This is a genomic window from Gemmatimonadota bacterium (genome assembly GCA_009838845.1).
In the GTDB taxonomy this organism is placed as follows: domain Bacteria; phylum Latescibacterota; class UBA2968; order UBA2968; family UBA2968; genus VXRD01.
In genome coordinates this window covers 32964-51340 of sequence record VXRD01000022.1, presented here as the reverse complement: position 1 = coordinate 51340, position 18377 = coordinate 32964, and the positions used below count along the sequence as shown (strand labels likewise).

At 54.2% G+C, this 18377-nt stretch carries 16 protein-coding genes, 2 tRNA genes and 1 pseudogene (1 of these 19 only partly in view); 7 read left to right on the top strand and 12 right to left on the bottom strand.

Annotated elements, in window-relative coordinates; translation table 11 throughout:
* The first annotated feature begins 3 nt into the window (after window positions 1-3).
* From F4Y39_03205 to F4Y39_03180, 6 genes are all read left to right on the top strand, one after another.
* Window positions 4-741 (top strand): phytanoyl-CoA dioxygenase family protein, encoded by a 738-nt coding sequence (locus F4Y39_03205; GenBank protein ID MYC12711.1) that lies wholly within the window; start codon window positions 4-6, stop codon window positions 739-741.
* Window positions 657-1808, top strand: coding sequence for an Ldh family oxidoreductase (locus tag F4Y39_03200; protein MYC12710.1), 1152 nt, complete (start codon window positions 657-659; stop codon window positions 1806-1808). The genes F4Y39_03205 and F4Y39_03200 overlap by 85 nt, the downstream gene beginning before the upstream one ends.
* Before the next feature lie 43 nt (window positions 1809-1851).
* Window positions 1852-2487, top strand: a complete 636-nt coding sequence (locus F4Y39_03195) for a ThuA domain-containing protein (GenBank protein MYC12709.1) — start codon at window positions 1852-1854, stop codon at window positions 2485-2487.
* A 68-nt stretch (window positions 2488-2555) separates the two neighbouring features.
* Window positions 2556-2629 (top strand) — tRNA-Cys (locus tag F4Y39_03190).
* 132 nt (window positions 2630-2761) lie between these two features.
* Window positions 2762-3667, top strand: coding sequence for a phytanoyl-CoA dioxygenase family protein (locus tag F4Y39_03185; GenBank protein ID MYC12708.1), 906 nt, complete (start codon window positions 2762-2764; stop codon window positions 3665-3667).
* 83 nt (window positions 3668-3750) lie between these two features.
* A tRNA-Leu gene (locus tag F4Y39_03180) sits at window positions 3751-3835 on the top strand.
* 56 nt (window positions 3836-3891) lie between these two features.
* On the opposite strand, the gene F4Y39_03175 is transcribed toward F4Y39_03180, so the two are convergent.
* The 12 genes from F4Y39_03175 to F4Y39_03120 form a co-directional block, all read right to left on the bottom strand.
* On the bottom strand, window positions 3892-4872 hold the full coding sequence (locus F4Y39_03175) for an alpha-ketoacid dehydrogenase subunit beta (protein MYC12707.1): 981 nt from the start codon (window positions 4870-4872) through the stop codon (window positions 3892-3894).
* Window positions 4865-5827 carry a thiamine pyrophosphate-dependent dehydrogenase E1 component subunit alpha gene (locus tag F4Y39_03170; GenBank protein MYC12706.1) on the bottom strand — a complete coding sequence of 321 codons (963 nt, stop codon included), beginning with the start codon at window positions 5825-5827 and terminating at the stop codon, window positions 4865-4867. Before F4Y39_03170 ends, F4Y39_03175 begins: the two co-directional genes overlap by 8 nt.
* A gap of 12 nt (window positions 5828-5839) precedes the next feature.
* Window positions 5840-7006 carry a 2-oxo acid dehydrogenase subunit E2 gene (locus F4Y39_03165; GenBank protein MYC12705.1) on the bottom strand — a complete coding sequence of 389 codons (1167 nt, stop codon included), beginning with the start codon at window positions 7004-7006 and terminating at the stop codon, window positions 5840-5842.
* A 17-nt stretch (window positions 7007-7023) separates the two neighbouring features.
* Window positions 7024-8445, bottom strand: a complete 1422-nt coding sequence (locus tag F4Y39_03160; protein ID MYC12704.1) for a sulfatase-like hydrolase/transferase — start codon at window positions 8443-8445, stop codon at window positions 7024-7026.
* Window positions 8446-8465: 20 nt separating this feature from the next.
* The gene (locus F4Y39_03155) at window positions 8466-9299 is read right to left on the bottom strand and encodes a sugar phosphate isomerase/epimerase (protein ID MYC12703.1); all 834 of its coding nucleotides are present in this window, start codon (window positions 9297-9299) and stop codon (window positions 8466-8468) included.
* A 75-nt stretch (window positions 9300-9374) separates the two neighbouring features.
* Entirely contained in the window at window positions 9375-10964 is a 1590-nt protein-coding gene (locus F4Y39_03150) for an FGGY-family carbohydrate kinase (protein ID MYC12702.1), read from the bottom strand.
* A 69-nt stretch (window positions 10965-11033) separates the two neighbouring features.
* On the bottom strand, window positions 11034-11741 hold the full coding sequence (locus F4Y39_03145; protein MYC12701.1) for a hypothetical protein: 708 nt from the start codon (window positions 11739-11741) through the stop codon (window positions 11034-11036).
* 24 nt (window positions 11742-11765) lie between these two features.
* Window positions 11766-12599 (bottom strand): M55 family metallopeptidase, encoded by an 834-nt coding sequence (locus tag F4Y39_03140; GenBank protein ID MYC12700.1) that lies wholly within the window; start codon window positions 12597-12599, stop codon window positions 11766-11768.
* An 11-nt stretch (window positions 12600-12610) separates the two neighbouring features.
* Window positions 12611-13768 carry a hypothetical protein gene (locus F4Y39_03135; protein ID MYC12699.1) on the bottom strand — a complete coding sequence of 386 codons (1158 nt, stop codon included), beginning with the start codon at window positions 13766-13768 and terminating at the stop codon, window positions 12611-12613.
* A 56-nt stretch (window positions 13769-13824) separates the two neighbouring features.
* Complete coding sequence (locus F4Y39_03130; protein MYC12698.1) at window positions 13825-15216, bottom strand: hypothetical protein; 1392 nt, start codon at window positions 15214-15216, stop codon at window positions 13825-13827.
* A 10-nt stretch (window positions 15217-15226) separates the two neighbouring features.
* Window positions 15227-16642 (bottom strand): sulfatase-like hydrolase/transferase, encoded by a 1416-nt coding sequence (locus F4Y39_03125; GenBank protein ID MYC12697.1) that lies wholly within the window; start codon window positions 16640-16642, stop codon window positions 15227-15229.
* Between the two features lie 12 nt (window positions 16643-16654).
* The gene (locus tag F4Y39_03120) at window positions 16655-17476 is read right to left on the bottom strand and encodes a sugar phosphate isomerase/epimerase (protein ID MYC12696.1); all 822 of its coding nucleotides are present in this window, start codon (window positions 17474-17476) and stop codon (window positions 16655-16657) included.
* Between the two features lie 463 nt (window positions 17477-17939).
* On the opposite strand from F4Y39_03120, the pseudogene F4Y39_03115 reads away from it, so the two are divergent.
* Window positions 17940-18377, top strand: a pseudogene (locus F4Y39_03115) (hypothetical protein) (it continues 126 nt past the right edge of the window).

The following is an 18377-nucleotide window of genomic DNA, read 5'->3' as shown; positions in this document are numbered from 1 at the left end:
TTCATGTTGACAGACGAACAGGTGCAGCAGTTTCGAGAAGATGGGTATCTCGTTTTTGAGAGCCTGATTCAAGGCGAGCGATTGGCCTATTACAAGCAGGTGTTTGATGAACTGGTCGCAGAGGGTAGCAAACTGACCGAGGAAGTGCCGCACTGGACGCTCGAGTTAGACGATCGCGGGGAACCCCGGGCGGGCTTGTTGCACAAAATTCAGGGTGTTTGCGTGGTTGATTCCCGCGTGTTGGAACTGGCGCGAGAACCGGCGATTTTAGACCGCGTGGCAGTATTGATTGGTGAAAATATCGATTTGTTTGGCACCAAGTTTTTTCCCAAGTTGCCCAATGGCGGCACGTCAACGGGCTGGCATCAGGACAATTATTATTTTGGGACCGATACGGATCGCATTATCAGTTGCGGGATTTATCTGGAAGATTCCGATCTGGAGAATGGGTGTTTGCGGGTGGTGCCCGGTAGCCACCGGATGGGTGAGATTGCCGAACACCAAAAAAATATAGGCAGGCACGGCCGTTGGACAAAGGTCGATGAATCGCAGGCTGTGGATCTGGTCATTCCCGCTGGTACGGTTGTTCTTTTTTCCGCCAATCTCCTGCACGGTGCTTATGATAACCACAGCAATCGCACGCGCTATAGCACAGCATGGCATTATTTGCCGGAGGAACTCAATCCAGAAAAGTTTCTAAAGGGGATATACAAAGATCGACATGTGGCGTGCAAGCATTGAGGGATAGTGCAATGGAGAATGAAAGGCGTGTGGCTGCTGGGGCGCTATTGGATTTGGTGCAGGCAATTTTTGAGACGTGTGGGATGGGTGCAGGGGATGCACATCTGTTGGCGGATTCGCTGGTGGATGCGGATCTCGGTGGGGTGCATTCGCACGGGGTATTGCGCGTTCCCGAATACGTGAGGCAGTTGACGGTTGATGGCGTGGATCCAAATGGCAAACCCGAGGTGGTGAAGGATAATGGGGCGTGTCTGGTGGTGGATGGGGGCAATTCTATGGGGCAGATTGGGATGGGGTTTGCGATGCAGCAGGTGATTGCTCGCGCTCGGGATATTGGTATAGCGGCTGCGGGTATTCGGGGCAGTAATCACTGCGGTGCCGTGGGGTATTTTGCGCGTATGGCTCTGGATTGCGATATGATTGGGGTTGCGACGACCAATGCCCTGCCCACAATGGCTCCGTGGGGAGGTGCTGAGCGTATCCTGGGTATTAATCCCTTGAGTGTGGCGATTCCCGCTGGTGGGGAATTTCCCATTGTTTTTGACGCGGCATTTTCAGGCTCTGCGCATGGGAAAATCCGTGTATATGAACAAAAAGGACTGACCCTGCCAGAAGGGTGGGCTATGGATGCGGATGGGGTGCCGACGACCGATCCCGTAAGGGCGATAGATGGTTTGTTGATGCCGATTGGGCAATTTAAGGGTGTGGCACTGGCCATGGTGATGGGGATTTTGTCTTCTATGTTGTCCGGCGCGAGCTATGGCACCGAATTGGGCAATATGGAAGATGGACCACAGGCAGGCGAAGATGGTCATTTTGTGGCGGCTATTCGGGTGGGTGCTTTTGAAGATGTGGCGCGATTCAAGGCGCGGGTTGACAATGCGATTCAGCAGATTCACGCCTGTAAAAGGGCGCCTGGGGTGGATCGGCTATTTGCCCCTGGTGAACCCGAAGCCCTGCGGCGGAATGCGTATCGCAAACAGGGCATACCGTTGAATGCCGTTACGTTAAATGATCTGAAGAAGACAGCAGAAGATAGGGGCCTGGCTTTTGCGCTGGGCAGTTGACAGATTTTCAAATAAGGAGATGAAGATGAGTAAGAAAGCTCTGATGGTATGGGGTGGTTGGCAAGGGCACGAGCCAAAGGAATGTGTGGATATTTTTGCGCCGTTACTGGAAGCAGATGGGTTTGATGTAGATGTTCGCGATTCAATGGATGTTTATACGGATGCGGATTACATGTCGGAACTGAGCGTGGTTGTGCCGTGCTGGACGATGGGTAGCATTGAAAAAGGACAGGAACAGGGGCTTCAAGGGGCGGTTAAGAGTGGCGTTGGATTGGCGGGATGGCACGGTGGGATGTGCGATGCATTTCGCAATAATACGGGCTATCAGTGGATGACGGGCGGGCAGTGGGTGTCGCACCCGGGTGGGGTGATCGATTATGAGGTCAATATTGTGCCGGAAAAAGCAGATGATCCGATTGTGGCGGGGCTGAGCGATTTTGCGATGCATTCCGAGCAGTATTATATGCATACTGATCCGGGAAATGAAGTGCTGGTGACAACGACGTTTGAGACCGATGTGGCCCCCTGGGTCAATGGTTGTGTGATGCCGGTAGTTTGGAAACGCATGTGGGGTGCAGGACGGGTGTTTTACTCTTCCCTGGGGCACAAAGCCGTGGATTTTGATGTGCCAGAGGCGAAAGAGATCCAGCGACGCGGTATTAACTGGGCTGCGCGTTGACGCCACCCCTTGACATTCGATATAAAGTACGGTATTTTAACGCTTCGCGGATCAAACACAGCGTATTGGGTGCCGTGGCCAAGCGGTAAGGCAGAGGCCTGCAAAGCCTTTATCGGCGGTTCGAATCCGCCCGGCACCTCCAAAAATTGACCGGTCAATTTCGATGATGAGATTGACCGGTTATTTGTTTCGATGTTCTTGTCAAGTGTGTTGAAATGCTTTAGATTTATTTGGAAACAGTGTTTGGTATTGCCGTATAACGCAGGAGGGCAAGATGTCTGTGTCGATAGCGCGTTTACCGGATTGTCCAGAGGCCCTGGACGATGGCCTGGTGGCGCAATTTCACCGGGATGGGTATCTCGCATTTGAAAATGTGTTGACTGCCGAAGAGGTCGAGGCCGCTCAGACAGCTTTGAGCGAGATCACGGGATGGCTGATGGACGAGGCACGCGCGGGCCGGGCACGGGTGCGGGAAGAAAATCCCGGGACAAGGGGGAACTATGCTGGCGTTCAGGTGCAGGAATTGGATGGCGAGTTCGGTATCCACTTTGAGTCAGGTGTTGCGGACCCTCTTTCATTGGCAAATACCGAAGCCGAGCTTAAATTTCGCAAACTGCACGGGTATCATCAGGCGCATCCCACGTTTCGAGCATTGGTCGAACATCCGCGTATCAAGGGATTTGTGGAACGCGTTCTGGGGCAGAGGGTAGTTTTGAAAAACGAGATGGCCCTTTCCAAGCCGCCATTTATCGGGTCGGAAAAGCCCTGGCATCAGGACAATGCCTATTTTGACTGGTTGCCTTTAGAGGCGGTTGCTACAGCGTGGATTACGCTGGACGACGCAACGGTGGAGAATGGGTGCATGCATGTGTTGCCCGGCAGACATAAGGGCGAGGCATTCAAACACGTACATACGATTGACTGTCAGATTGTGGAAGGTCGGTTGGATTATAGCGATGCGGTTCCACTGGAAATGAAGGCGGGAGGGGCGATGATCTTTTCGGCGATGCTACCCCATCAGACGCCTCCAAACCGCAGTCCGCACCGCCGCAGGGCATTGCAATTTCAGTATCGCGGAGAGAATACGCGGCAGGTTTCTCGGGAGGAATTTGGGAGAGTGTTTGCAGAAGTAGATGGCACGCCAGCCACCTGTGCGCTGGCCGAACGGTTGGATGGATAATTCTGAGATGAGATTTTTGGAGGTAAAGAGAGAATTGTGCGTTTGACAAGCACGGCCTCTTTGTCTATTTTTTGCCATACTGTGCCGAGGTGGTGGAACTGGTAGACACGAGGGACTTAAAATCCCTTGGGCTAATCGCCCGTACGGGTTCGAGTCCCGTCCTCGGCATTTTTTTATTGTACAATGCAAAAGCCCGGCAGATTGCCGGGCTTTTTTTGTGAGTGCTATTTGATTTTCATGGCCTGCACGGCTTTGACCACATCTCCGGGCGTGGGGATTGTGGCGTCTTCGAGGGGTTTGCTAAACGGTACGGGTACGTCCATTGCGCCGAGGCGAACGATGGGTGCGTCGATGTAGTCAAAGGCGCCGTTATAGACGATGGAGGCGATTTCCCCTGTGATACCAAAATTTTTATAGCCTTCGTCGATGATGACGGCACGGGTGGTTTTGACCACGGATTCGATGAGGGTTTCTCTGTCGAGCGGAACGAGGGTGCGCGGGTCAACAACTTCGGCACTGATGCCCTGTTCGGCAAGTGCATCGGCAGCTTCGAGGGCGACGTGAACCATGCTCGATGTGGCGATGAGGGTGATGTCGTCGCCTTCGCGTTTGATGTCGGCCTGTCCAAAGGGTATGGTGTAGTCTTCTTCTGTGGGCACCATGCCTTTGAGGGCGTACATCATTTTGTCTTCGTAAATGACGACGGGGTTGTCGTCTCTAACGGCGGTTTTGAAGAGGCCCTTGGCGTCGGCGGGTGTGGAGGGAATGGCGACTTTGAGGCCGGGGATGTGCGCGAGCCAGGCGTGCAAGCTTTGCGAATGCTGCGCGGCAGAGGAGCGCCCTGCGCCCATTGTGGAGCGGATGGTGATGGGCACGATGGCCTGACCACCGGACATGTAGCGCAGTTTGGCAGCCTGGTTTACGATCTGGTCCATTGCCAGGGTGATGAAGTCGCCAAACATGATATCGACAATGGGGCGCGAGCCGGTAAGTGCAGCACCAACGCCAAGGCCGACGAGACCCGCTTCTGCAATGGGCGTGTCGATGACGCGGTCGTCGCCAAATTCGTCGTGCAAACCGAGGAGTACTTTGAAGACCGTGCCGGCTTTGCCGACATCTTCGCCCATGAGAAAGACCGTGGGATCGCGGCGCATTTCTTCGGCCATGGCTTCTTTGACGGCTTCGCCATAAGTCATTTCACGCATAGACATGTTGATTGACCTCCTCAACATCGGGATAAGGCGCGGCTTTGGCAGCTTCGAGCGCGTTTTCCATTTCTTTTTCAACTTCGCGCTCTTCCGCATCGAGTTCGGCTCCGGAGGCGATGTTGTCGTCTAAGATTTTTGTGCGAAGCTGCTGGATGGGGTCTTTGGCCATCCATGATTCAATTTCTTCTTTTGAGCGATAGCCTTCCCCGGGGTCGCCAACGTGGTGCCCGCGATAGCGGTATGTGTCGCATTCGATGAGTGTGGCGCCATCGCCCTTTCTCGCGCGTTCAACGGCCTGGGCAGTGGCTTCGTACACGGCAATGGCGTCGCTGCCATCTACGGTTGTGCTGGGAATGCCGAAGGGGAGGGAGCGATCGGCGATGCTTTTACCTGCGGTGACGTTTCCGGTGGGGGTGTATTCGCCGTAGTGGTTGTTTTCGCAGACGTAGATGACCGGGAGTTTCCATATTGCGGCGAAGTTCATGACTTCGAAGAAGATGCCCTGATTGGAGGCACCGTCGCCAAAGAAGCAGACGGCAACCTGGTCGGTGCCGCGTTTTTGGGCTGAGAGTGCTGCGCCTGTGGCGATGCCAAATCCGCCGCCGACAATGCCATTTGCGCCGAGGATGCCAACGGACATGTCGGCGATGTGCATGGAGCCGCCTTTGCCGCGGCAGTGGCCCGTGACGCGGCCCATCACTTCGGCCATCATGGCTTCGAGGTTCCCGCCTTTGGCAACGCAGTGCCCGTGCCCGCGGTGGGTGCTGGTGATGAAGTCGTCGTCGCGCAGTGCAGCGCAAACGCCCACGGCAACGGCTTCTTCGCCGATGTAGAGGTGCGCCAGTCCGTGCATGAGTCCGCCGGTATAGACTTCCCAGATTTGTTCTTCAAAACGGCGGATGCGGAGCATGGCGCGGTACATTTTGATCAGGATTTCAGAGGGTAGGGACATAAAGGCTCCTTTTCACAACCAGCTTTCCAATTTGTTCGTGTCTTCCAGGTTTTGTTTTAGTGCCTGTAAAAATTGAGCCGCGACCACGCCATCGACGAGGCGGTGGTCGGCGGAGAGTGTGACTTCTGCGATTTGGCGAACGGCGATGGTCATGGTATCGCCGATGGGGACAACGCGCGCGATGGCTGCGCCGACAGCTAAGATGGCGGCTTCGGGGGGATTGACAATGGCAGTGAAGGATGTGATGCCGTACATTCCCAGATTTGAGATGGTGAAGGTGGCACTGGCATCGCCGCGCAATCTGCCCTGCCTGGCTTCTTCGACGCGCTGGCCGCGTTCGTCGGCGAGGTCAGTGAGGAATGCCTGATCGGCATTTGGGATGACCGGGACGACGAGGCCGTCGTCGGTGCCAACGGCAAGGCCGATATCGACTGTGTCGTGTACGATAACGGCGGTATCTCCGTCGAGGCTGGCGTTGAGCGCCGGGTATTGGGTGAGGGCATCGGCGGCGGCTTTGACAAAGAGGTCGGTGACAGAGAGCTTGATGGCGTCGGTTTCTGCGAGGTTTTTGCGCCAGGTTTCCGCGTCGGTCATGTCTATTTCAGTGGCAACGTAGAAGTGCGGAATGGTGCTTTTGCTATAGGCCATGGTTCTGCCAATGGCCTGGCGCATGCGCGATAGTGTGGTGGAGGATGGTGCCGCAGATGCTGCGAGTTCGACATCGGCGAGTACGATGCGGTCACCGGGACCAGTGCCTGCGATGTTGGCGAGGTCAATGTTGAGTTCGCGGGCGCGGCGACGGGCGGCAGGAGATCTTTTGATGCGCTGGGTAGAGGCTTCCAGAGTGGGTTCTCGCTCTGCGGTGTCGTCCGTTATCTGGCGCGGTTCCTCTGTGGGGGAGTCCGTGCTGGCAGGTGTTAAATTTTCAATGGTTTCGTCGGCTTCGTCGGTGATGATGGCAATGACAGAGAGCACTGGCACTTCTTCGCCGTTTTGGGCGACGAGTTTGCGGACGTAACCGCTTTCGGGCGATTCGTATTCAAAGAGTGCTTTGTCTGTTTCCAGGTCGAGGAGGATGTCGCCCTTGTTGACGTGGTCGCCTTCTTTGACGCGCCATTCAACGACGGTGCCATTGTCTTGCTGAAGCCCGTATTTGGGCATGATGATGGTTTTTGTCATGATCTATCTTTCCAAAATCACGGTGGCAGGGCTTCGCTACCTCTCGCGCGTCCCTGTGCATCTTGTTGCACGAGAAAAGTCGTGAGTTTGTGGATGAGTTGGTCGCGCGTGTCGGACATGTCGGCGTCGAACCAGAGGTTGTTCATTTCGTCGGGGTCTGTTTCCATGTCAAAGAGTTCGCCGGGGCAATCGTCGGGTCCGGGTTGTGGCGCGTGGTAGATGCTGAGTTTGTAGCGGTTTTCTCGCCACATGGTAATGTGCAATTCCGGGTTGTGATAGCCTCCGCGCGTGGTGCTCGAGTTGCGGTGCATGCAGACGGCATGGCCGCGTTGTTGCAAGGCGTTGGTGTCCAGGAGATCGCACGCATCGGGCATGAGGTCGGTTTGTTCGCATCCGGCGATGGCGAGTGCGGTTGCGGCAATGTCGTGAAGTTGGCAGGGGGCGTCGATGATTTGACCGCCGGATGTGTCTGGTGCGCGGATGATCATGGGCACCCGTGTGCAGGCGTCGTACATGTATGCGCCTTTGACGGTGAGGCCGTGATCGCCGAGCATGTCGCCGTGGTCGCTGGCAAAGATGACGATGGTGTTGTCCGCAAAATTTGTATCGTTGAGTGTTTGCAAGACGCGCCCGATTTGTTCGTCGATGAGGGTGATGGCCGCGTGGTAGCCGATGCGGCTTTCGCGCAGGGTGTCCGTTGAGGGGAAAGATCGCCCGTTGTGCTCTCGCCTGTGTGCAATTGGACGGTGGTCAAAGGATTCATCTACGGCAAAGGGTTCGGGCAAGGCATCGATGTCGAGGTAGTCGGCGTATTCTTTGGGATAATTTGTATAGGGGCTGTGCGGATCAAAGACGCTCATGCAACAGAAGAAGGGCTGGTGTGTGCCCTGCATGCGGTGGAGATAGTCGATGGTGCGGTCGGCGGCCCAGGTGGTGAAGTGGGCTTCGGCGCGTACATGGCCAATGCTGTTGCCGTCGCGTTTCCAGCGCTGGAGAATGTCGGGATGATGTACTGCAAGCCAGCGGAAGTACGCGGTGTCGCATCCCCGATACCCATTGGGGTCAGGTGCCCATTCATAGGTGTTGAAGCCGTCGAAGCGGTGGCGGTATTGCATTTCCCACATGTGACCGGCAACGTGGAGTTTGCCAAAGAGCGCAGTGTCGTAGCCGGCTTCGCGCAGATGATAGGGAAAGAGGATTTCGTCCTGGGGTAGAACATCGTGCAGGCGATAGACGCCGTGACCGGGCAGGTGTTTACCGGTCCAGAGACTGGCGCGACTGGGCGTGCATATCGGGTTGTTGACATAGCACTGGTCGTAGCGCGTGCCTTCACTGGCGAGGCGGTCGAGGTTGGGGGTGTGTACGCCGCTTACACCGCAACAACCGAGCGAGTCCCAGCGCTGTTGATCGGTCAGGATGAGGAGGATGTTGTAGGGCATGATTGAATTTTTGATTTATCTTATGTAATACCTGCTTCTGTGCGCGCGTTGTCGAGTGCACTGAAGCATTGTTCGGCGACGGGCCAGGGGTCGTATTCGGGTTGTCTCCAGATTTGCGCGGTGACTTCGACGGTGATTGGGACGGTGATGCCTGCGGCTGCGACGGCTTTGAAGTAAGTGACGAGGTCGAAGTCGCCTTCGCCGGGCAGGAGATAGCGCACCTGTCCGTTGACGCGATGACCGTCTTTGATGTGGGTGGAGACGGTATAGGGGGCGCACAGGTCAACGCTCGGCTGGAGGGCGATACCGTCAACGTAAAAGTGGCTCATGTCGAAATTGACTTTGACGTTGTCGTGATTGGTTTGCCGCATGAGCCAATCGACTTTTTGGGGTGTGTCGAGTGGGTGGCCCGCATGGGGTTCGGTTGCGAGGATGACGTTGTGTTTGGCGGCGCAGTCGCCCAATTCGAGGAGTTGATCGCAATAGGTGTGTTTGACTTCGTCCCATGTGCCGTGCAGTCCGCCGAGTGTGCTGACGATGATGCCGGGGCTATCACCGAAGGCGAGGTCACTGGCGAGGATACAGGCGTCGTCAAATTTTTCGAGGATGGCGGGACGGCTATCACCCTGTGTGCAGATGGGCATCAAGGCCATGGTGACGGGGGATTCAAAGCCGAGGTCCTGGATGGTTTTGGCGAGTGTTTCGCGGGTAGCGGTGTCGAGTTTGTGCGGGGCAGTGGGCCAGTCGTCACCTGTGTTGATTTCGAGGGCTTCGTAACCTATGTCGCGCAGGCGAGGAAGCGCGTCGAAGATATTTTCCGTTTGCATTGCATAAGTGCCGTATCCGATTTTCACGGTTTATCTCCTTCAGTTGATAATTAACAATTCCATGCTAATGCGATATCGCGCGAAACACAACCGAATTTCTGATTAGTCGATGTTGCGTCGGTTCACATGCTGGTCGTACATGGTCAATTGTTTTTCGTATTTCCAGGCGTGATAATCTGCGGTGTCTCGATTGGGTTCGATGACTTCGCCCGCGTGACACATTGCGCCCATCGCTTCCTGAATTGATGCATAGGCACCTGCGGCGACGGCACCGAGGATTGCTGATCCCAACAGTACGGCTTCGGGTTCTTTGGGTAGATGAATGGGACGCTGTGTGGCGTCGGCGTGTTCGCGTATCCACAGTTCGTTTTTTGTGCCGCCTCCGCACGCATTGATCTGCTCGATTGCGTAGCCTTGTTTTTCCATTTCGTCGATGATATTGCGCGTGCCATAAGCTACTGCCTGGATGGTTGCGTGATAAATTTGCGCCAGTGTATTGTAGGACATATCCAGGGTCAAGCCATCCATCATTCCCCGTGCGTTGGGGTCGGCTTTGGGAGAGCGGTTGCCGTGGTGATCGGGCAAAATATGCAGCCGTTCTGTCCAATCTGAACGCATGCCTTTTGCGGCGATGTACGCGTTGAGTTCTGCGTACACGGCATTGATTTCTTTTCCGGTGAGTACATGCCAGTAGTGATCTTCTTCTTTGACCATGCCAAATCGCTCGATGGTATGGTCCAATAACGCGCCCGTGGCACTCTGTCCGCCTTCGCTGAGCCACAAACCCGGTAGCATCGCTCCGAAGTAAGGTCCCCACACGCCGGGGATAAATCGCGCGTCTTTTGATACTGCCATGTGGCACGACGAGGTGCCGCCGATCAATGCCAAAATCGGTTCGCTGACCCCAACGCCAATGCCCCCTGCATGTGCATCGATAATGCCTACCCCTACGGCGGTTTGCGTTGTCAATCCCATCAAATCGGCGGCTTCTGCACTCAGTGTGCCCGAGTTTTCGCCCATGGGTGCGACATCTTCTGTCACTTTTCCGCCGTCGAATAAATCGCCCAGACCAATGGCACCAAAGAAGTTGCGATCCCAGCGCGATTCATGGCCCAGGTAGGTCCATTTGCACACGTTGGTACACAAACTGCGGCGGTCGGCTCCCGTTGCTTTATAGACCATAAAATCCGCCAGGTCAAAAAATTTGCCCGCTTTTTGCCATGTTTTGGGCAGGTTTTCTTTGATCCACAATAGTTTTGGCGGTTCTTGCTCGGGCGACATCGTGCCCCCGACGTATTGCAACACATCATATCCACCCGCATTGATGCGATTTACCTGGTTTATTGCGCGGTGATCGCGCCACACGATGATGTTGCGCTCGGTTTCGCCCGTTTCAGATACGGTCAGGGGCTGTCCAGCAGTGTCCAGGACGACGAGAGAACAGGTTGCGTCAAAGCTCATGCCGATTATTGCATTGGGTGAGAGGCCAGATTGGGAGATGGCCTGGCGAACGACTTTTCCGGTTTCTGCCCAGATATTCTCCGAGGATTGTTCGTAAAAATCGGGTTTGGGATTGAATTCCAGGATGGGCGAGGATGCTGTGCCCAACATGGTGCCGTCTAAGTCAAATACGCCTGCCCGCACGCTGCCTGTGCCCACATCGACTCCGATTACTGCTCGATCACGCATCACGTACCTCAGTTGTGAGAAAGAAAAGCCCCGGAGGACCGGGGCTAATTGGAAGATAATAGGCGTGTCCCATCACCACGAAATTTTGGCAACCCACCCCGATGTGGCATCGCAATACAAAAACCCACCGTTGCAGATGGATAATCCGTGTGGTTCGGGATGGGGTTCGGGCACTTCTATGCGATCGAGTTCTGCATTTGTCGCCAGGTCCAGGTTTACAATTACCCGATCACCTGTATGAACGACCCAGATCGAATCTTCTTCCGTTCGCACGACGCCGTGTGCGCGATGCAAGGGCAGTTTTAATGTGCGGATGACGGACCAATCTTCAATGCGCATCTGCGTAATGGTCTGTTCTTTTAACGTGGTCAGCCACAATGTACCCGGTTCAATTGCGTCGTATTCCACGCCGTGCGTGCCGCCGCCCGTGGGCAGTGCCCAGCGGCCCTGTGTTTCTCCGTTACAGGGATCTACGCGCAATATTTCACCCTGGGGCGCATCGGTCTCGCGCGGCAGCCGCCAGCGTTGCCCCGGTCCATTGGCCGCCAACCACAGCGATCCATCGCCTGCGGCCATGCCACTGGTGTTGGAGGATTCTGATGGGATATCTCTCAACAGGCGGCGATTGCCGTAATAATCGTCTTTGTCCTCATCTTTCATGCTCATCAACGCTACCCGGTCAGTCATCTGATCTACAATCCACAAACCATCGTCTGTGAGTTGCAAACCGTTTGGTACGCCATAAGGCGCTCGAAATTGATTCTCTATTTTGACTTTCATACGTCCTCCTATAATGCGAAGAAATTACGCGGGAACAGGAAAATTGGGTTTGCCATAAACCACGTTGTGAAACACCTGCCAGAAGGATTCGCCTTCACACCGAATTGTAAAGTCATCTACACGCTCAACCCCTTCTGGCACGGAAAGACGACCGGGTTCGGGGCGCGTGACTTCCATGACCACAGGGCTTTTTGCAACGAGCGGTTCGATATTTTCGACGATCTCCATTGCTTCTTGAACGCGCGTTTTGATGAGGGCGCGGGCATCTATTGGCGCCAGGTGGAGCGCACATAATTCTCCCAGGCCTTCTTTTACAGGTGCTGTGACAATGTCATTGACCCAGCGTTGGGATTCGGTACATGCGTGCAGATCGCCCGATGTAAAGACCCAGGGAATACCCAGATGGCCACACAAATAAGCCGCCATTTCCATCTCGCCGACTTCGGCACCATTGACGCGATAGATCATCCTGCGGCTCATTGAATGTGCGAGACATCCGTTGGGCGTGTTGGTCATCGCATGCATGCCCAATTGGATCAATGCATCAAATCTGGGGGATAGTCCCGGCAGCCAGCAGGGGCGGTTGACACCCTGTACGAGTTTTACGCCGGAGATCAATTCTTCTGACAATATTGTGCGCCCCGCTCCATGTGCGTCATTGATGATTATTTCTTCTACACCTGCTGCAAATAATCCTTCGGCTGCGGCGTTGACTTCACCTGTCAACAATCGCTGCATCTCTGCGCGGTCGTACACGCCTTTTGCCGTTGTCGCATCTTCCCGGTGTCTCGGGTCCCAGTCATCTACTCCGGCTGAGCCTTCCAAATCGGTCATCATGTAAACGGATTTTACGGGCATGAGGTTCTCCTTTACACGTCACACACACATAACTGGCAAATTTCAGATGCGTCGCTGGCGTATAAAATCTGAGAGCTGTCTTGCCGCCATACCGGGTGCAGATGCGTTCCGGCATGAGAGTGGTCGAAGACCGGGAGTTCCAATAGCGTTTCAGCGGTATCGGTTTCGACATCTACGAGCAGGAATTTGGCTTCTTTTGTCGTGTTATTCACGACATCTATGACAATGTATTTGCCGTCTGGTGAAAAGGAGGGATGTCCCGATCCTTTTGCACAGGTCACAGCCAGACGCTCTTCACCCGTTTCCACATCGGTCAGTACCAGTTTATTACCCGGTGAGCCTTCAAACGGGCTGTTGGTCAGTATTTCTCGACCATTGGGATGCCACAGGGGGTGGTTGCCAAATTCACCTACGCGCTTGAGATTTGAGCCGTCGGCATTGATTACGTACACATCTTTTACTCTGGGGAGTTCGCCGTATTTCCGATCAAAATGGATTTCGTTGGTGAATACAAACATCATCCGCGATCCATCGGGCGACCATTTGGTGTGCTTGACAAACAAATGCCAGTCGGCAATTTCATCCCGACGGGGATGGAGTGTCAGGCAATCGGAGAGGGTTGCGAGTTGTTTGGATTCCCCTGTTTCTAAATCCTGCGCGAAGACACCGTGTACATCCTTCATTTTGGGCACGTCGTCCTCGGCGTAATCTCCGTGCATCGTGTGATAGGCATGTAAGTGCCCAGCGGGTGAAATCATCCGCAGGTCTCCAGGATGCGTACCCGATATACCGGTGTCTGGATCGACCCATCCGATCAGACGGGTTTCGCGGTCTCGGTCCTTGAAGTACACTCGCGATCCATCCGACGCCCATTGCGCCAATGCACCGCCATTGGCGGACATCGCGCGGGATTCGGCCACTTTGTACAAATTGCCCCCATCGGCATCCATGACGCAAATATCGCCTGTTTTTGAATCCGGTGCATTCATGCGGCTAAATGCAATGCGCCCATCCACAGGCGACCACGGGGGTAGATCGTAATACCCATGCACCGATCGCCGCGTATTTGTCGTCAGTTGTAATACGAGTCTTCCAGTCGGATTTATCACCTCAATAGCTTCGGACGTTATGGTATCAATTGCCATGTTATATCCCTCCAATATCGACATTGTTACCTGACCTTATCAAAAAGCCCACTCGCAGAGAGCTTTAGCGTTGGGAGTAGTCACGGGCTGTAATAGTTCCAGGTCATCTTACTGCGGCGGTAGTGGTCTTGCGACCACAGGCGCTGACGGTCAGAACCCCGATTCTCAGAGTCGTTGAAGTAGATGTGGAGTTGGTTGCCGTGCAAGACGATCAGTTCTTCGCGCCAATCTCCAGCCACATCGCCCACATAGAGCCGGTCGGCCTTTTCCTCAAACCGGTGGAGAAAGTGCCCGCTAAGCGGATCGAAGATGCCAATATCCCCGGAGATATGGCGCTCTTTGGCTGCGGCAAGCTGTTTGCGGTCACCCGTCCAATCGATCTTGTGGATGACCTCGACCCCTCTTGTGGTCCAGCCCTCGGGTGCTACATCGTCCATCTGGTAATCCGCGATTTTCTCTCCCTGTGCGTCAAAAACAAAAGGTTTCTGATGTTCGTTATAGCGGCTCCGACACCATATCTCCAGGCCCGGTCGCTCCAGGTCAAACTCGCCGACCGCCGCATTCTGGGGTTCTTGGTGGCGAAAGTGCGTTTCCCAGAAGAGTTGTTCGTGGTTGTAGAGAAAAATGCGATTGCCACCCCCTTCTTCTAAGGCGACGATTTCCAAGCCCGGTATATCGGGCAGCACGTCGTAGATGAAGATCGAGTCGATGTGACCTTTTAGGGGAATCCGCAGTAAAATTTTGCCATCGGCAGAGACGACCGTAGCGCCGATCACTTCGTCTTGCCCATCTCTATTCAGATCCGCCAGCCGTGCGCCGTTGTGGGCGCAGGCAACGAAATCGTCGCGTTCCCACAGGGGGACAAAATGTCTGCGCCGGAGATCGGCCAGCGCATAGGCTGCTAGAAAGCGCCCCATGCGGTAACCTTTGGCATTGGTGGCTTGGAGGAGTAAATCTCGATCTCCTGCGCCGCGGAAATTGGCTACGACCAGGTGCTCCCAGCGTTGGGCGCCTTTGGGGATGGGCGGCTTTGCGGTCCACTGCTCGCGTCCTGTAGCGCCATCAATTACGTGGAGCGTGCCATCCCGGGTAAGGAACAGCACTTCGATCTGTTCATCGCCATCGACGTCTGTAACCTGAACACCTGGACCGTGATGGCCGGGTAGGCCGACGCGCTCTGAGGAGCCGCCTACCCAGAGGTCGGTTTCGATTACCCAGAGTTTGCGGCCATCGTGGGCATGAGCCGTGAGATAATTGGGAACGGTGACCAAGTAATCCATGCGTCCATCTCCATTCAGATCGGCGACAATGAGGCCACCGGCGGAATCCGTAGGGCCGGGAATATCCAATTGGATGACGAATGGATTTACGGGGTATTCAGGCCAGTGCGACCGCATGTTCCCAAGGGTGGAACAACTGGCTAGCATCAACAGCGTCAGAAGACTTTGCAATGCCAATGTGATTATTCTCATATGCTTTCTCTTATTTCTTTTCGGCAACTGTTCCTTCCACCTTTTTATTTCCCGCCTGTAGCCGCGCGGCCTGGCTGGCAGAACCGATGTGCATGTAGTTATATGCATCTTCTGAGGATTTGAAAGGTCCGTCGTAATTCTTGCGGCCGTGCCAGTTCAGGTTTGTGTACATGGGATTGGTATGGCCCACTTCTTTTTCGCGTTTTGCAATATAGGCTTCCATGCGCCCGCGCAACAGGGCGACCATTTCGGGTTCTTTGTCCGCAAGATTCGTGGTTTCGCCCGGATCCTGAATCAGATTGTAAAGCTCCACTTCGGGCTTAAAATGGAAGTCGGGCTCCAATGCCACGATCAATTTCCATTCGGGGGTGCGCCAGCCGTGTTTTCGCATCCAGGTACACTCGGTGATATAAAATTCCGATTCGTGGGTGTGGCGTTTTCCCTCAACCATCGGGATCAAGCTGCGTCCGTCAAACGCGATGTCTGTTTCTATATTCAGGAGCTCCAGGATCGTCGGTGTCAGATCTTTGTGCTGATTGTAGCCCTTTACGCGCACGCCTTCGGGCAACTGTCCGGGTAGGCGCATCGCGAGGGGTACTTTCAAGGTGCATTCATACATCCCGTGGTGATCAAAATAGCAATCGTGCTCGTCGAGGGTCTCGCCGTGGTCGCCGTTGATTACGACCAGGGTATTATCCCTCAGGCCCAGTTCATCAACACGGGTGAGCAGGCGCTGGATACACGCGTCCATATAGGCGATTTCACCGTCGTATTGCGCCACTACAAAATCGGCATCGGTAATGCCCGGCGGCATCCAGCTCAAATGGAAATCTCGAAACGGCTTAAATGCTTTTACCGGTTCCATGGTGGTTTTGGACGGGTCGCACGGGTCTTTGCTGTAGAACATCGAATCGTACGGTGGCGGCGGCAAATAGGGTGCGTGCGGATCCATGTGTCGCAAAAAAAGGAAAAACGGTTTGTCACCCGCGGCCAGGCGTTCCAGTTCGGGCAATGTCACTTCGTTGAGCAATTCGGCTTTGCGCAGCGGTCGCTCGTCCCAACTTCCCCACGCTCTGAAGTTCACATATTCATCAAAGCCGCGAGAACTCGGATTTCCCGTAAAGCCCACACATACGGTTTCATAGCCTTCTCCACTCAAAATTTCGGGCAAGGTAGTGACATCTTCTGTCAATCCGCCGCGGTGGCGCAGTGCCACGACATCGGTCGAAAAACAATCCATGCCCGTCAGCATTGACGCATAAGCCGGTGTGGTGGGTATATGCGCGCTGAATGTGTTTTCGAACAAGACGCCCTGTGTGGCAAATTTGTCGATATGCGGTGTTGTGAGCCGATTATAGCCATAACAACTCATGTGATCGGACCACAAACTGTCGATTCCAAATAAAATTAAATTTTGTTTTGCCATGCTATTCTCCAATTAAAAATTTGCGACAATTTTTCTGAATCCATCGCCATACGCTTTTAAGGTTGCATCTGCATCGTGATCGCTGCCGGACTTGTGGATTACTTCCACGGAAAAGAAGCCATCAAATTCGGCATCGTGCAATAATTTTAGGGGCGTGACATAGTCCAGGTCGCCTTGGCCCAGACCGACTGTTGTAATTTTTCCATTTTCGGTGTCATAACGCCCGTCGTGTGCGTGCAGGTGTTTGGCCATCGCACCAATTGTCTGCATGGTTTCTTCGGGTCGCTCCATATAGCGCTGGGTGTGCATCAGGTCCCACAATACGCCGAGATTGGGGTGATTTACTTTTTCAATCACTGCGCGTACTTGCGTCGAGACACACCACTCGTCGTGCGTTTCCATCATGACAATGACGCCACGCTCGGCTGCGTGATCCATTACGCGCTTGTATGCCTCAGCCGTGCGGTTCACCATCCAGAATACTTCGCCCTTACCGCGTGCGCCGCCAAATGTGCGAATCAATCCGGACCCCAGATCAGCCGCGAGGTCTATTGCAGCGTTGGCCTCGGCGATGGATTTGTCCAAATCTGCTGGGTCTTCTGCAGCAAATTTTGCCCCGGTAGCTACACAGGATATTTTTAGTCCGGCATCTTCTATTTTCGCTCGCGCTGCATCTCGATCAGCCGCAGGCATGTCCAGTTCAAAGCCCGAGGCGTGTCCCCATCCCGCGCGAGGTTCCAATCCTTCGAACCCATGGCGCTGCATCCCATCGATAATCTGCTCGATAGACCAATCTGGACACACACTCGTCATCGTTCCCAACCGAATCATCATCTGCTCCTTTCCTATTCCAGTGTTGTTCTCGAAATATCGGTGCTTAACCTAATGCCATACTCCCACTATCGCAAGCGGAAAAGGGATCAATTGATATGAGCCAACCAATAATAGGTCAGTTTTTTTTCCCTGTATGGAACGCGCGAGGCCATTTTATGATCTAAGAATACAAGACCGGGGTTCGCTTGTGCCTGAATGTGGGGGTATCGCTGTACAGATGTAGCCACATTCCAGGGCGTAGCGGAGCGAGCAGTATCGGTCTTTTTTATGTGTACAAACTATAACAATTTTAACAATTTATTACAATTTTCAAGGGAACGAAGTGACCTGCTGATTGTTTAAAATACTGTAGCCGCAAAGTGCGGCAGGTTGATAGTGCTGATCGGATTTTGGTTCCGGCCGGACAAAATGAGATCGGTGCTTGAGAGCGGTTCATAGAAGTTCAACAGTGAGGAGCAAGGCCATGAAAAAGTGGATGACCTATAGTATTGCGTTGGCACTGACATGTGCCCTGTGGGGCGGTCAGGACGCGCAGGCGGCAGGACCTGTATTTGTGGATGAAAATGCCGACGGTATTGATGATAATGTGCGAATATCGTATCATCGCGGGCGCAAAGGTGTTTTGGGACAACGCGGCACATCTTCGCAACTGACCAAAGAGCAACGCGCAGAATTGAAAACTCTGGTTGATGGCTTGAAAGAATCGGATACGTCGAGGGAAGATATTCGCGCAGCAGTGAAGGCCAAATTGGAAGAATGGGGTGTTGAATTTCCCGAACGTTCTGCCATTTCGCCTGGTCTGGCGAAGTTGCTTACCGATGAGCAGGAAGCAGAACTTACGACGTTGATTGAAGGGTTGAAAGCGTCGGATACGTCGAGGGAAGATATTCGCGCAGCAGTG

Coding starts and splice junctions, on each gene's coding strand:
- F4Y39_03160 (MYC12704.1), bottom strand. CDS start 8,445: ATGCCCTACAACATCCTCCTCATCCTGACCGATCAACAGCGCTGGGAC.
- F4Y39_03185 (MYC12708.1), top strand. CDS start 2,762: ATGTCTGTGTCGATAGCGCGTTTACCGGATTGTCCAGAGGCCCTGGAC.
- F4Y39_03165 (MYC12705.1), bottom strand. CDS start 7,006: ATGACAAAAACCATCATCATGCCCAAATACGGGCTTCAGCAAGACAAT.
- F4Y39_03135 (MYC12699.1), bottom strand. CDS start 13,768: ATGTCGATATTGGAGGGATATAACATGGCAATTGATACCATAACGTCC.
- F4Y39_03195 (MYC12709.1), top strand. CDS start 1,852: ATGGTATGGGGTGGTTGGCAAGGGCACGAGCCAAAGGAATGTGTGGAT.
- F4Y39_03120 (MYC12696.1), bottom strand. CDS start 17,476: ATGATGATTCGGTTGGGAACGATGACGAGTGTGTGTCCAGATTGGTCT.
- F4Y39_03130 (MYC12698.1), bottom strand. CDS start 15,216: ATGAGAATAATCACATTGGCATTGCAAAGTCTTCTGACGCTGTTGATG.
- F4Y39_03140 (MYC12700.1), bottom strand. CDS start 12,599: ATGCCCGTAAAATCCGTTTACATGATGACCGATTTGGAAGGCTCAGCC.
- F4Y39_03175 (MYC12707.1), bottom strand. CDS start 4,872: ATGCGTGAAATGACTTATGGCGAAGCCGTCAAAGAAGCCATGGCCGAA.
- F4Y39_03205 (MYC12711.1), top strand. CDS start 4: ATGTTGACAGACGAACAGGTGCAGCAGTTTCGAGAAGATGGGTATCTC.
- F4Y39_03145 (MYC12701.1), bottom strand. CDS start 11,741: ATGAAAGTCAAAATAGAGAATCAATTTCGAGCGCCTTATGGCGTACCA.
- F4Y39_03170 (MYC12706.1), bottom strand. CDS start 5,827: ATGTCCCTACCCTCTGAAATCCTGATCAAAATGTACCGCGCCATGCTC.
- F4Y39_03125 (MYC12697.1), bottom strand. CDS start 16,642: ATGGCAAAACAAAATTTAATTTTATTTGGAATCGACAGTTTGTGGTCC.
- F4Y39_03200 (MYC12710.1), top strand. CDS start 657: ATGGCATTATTTGCCGGAGGAACTCAATCCAGAAAAGTTTCTAAAGGG.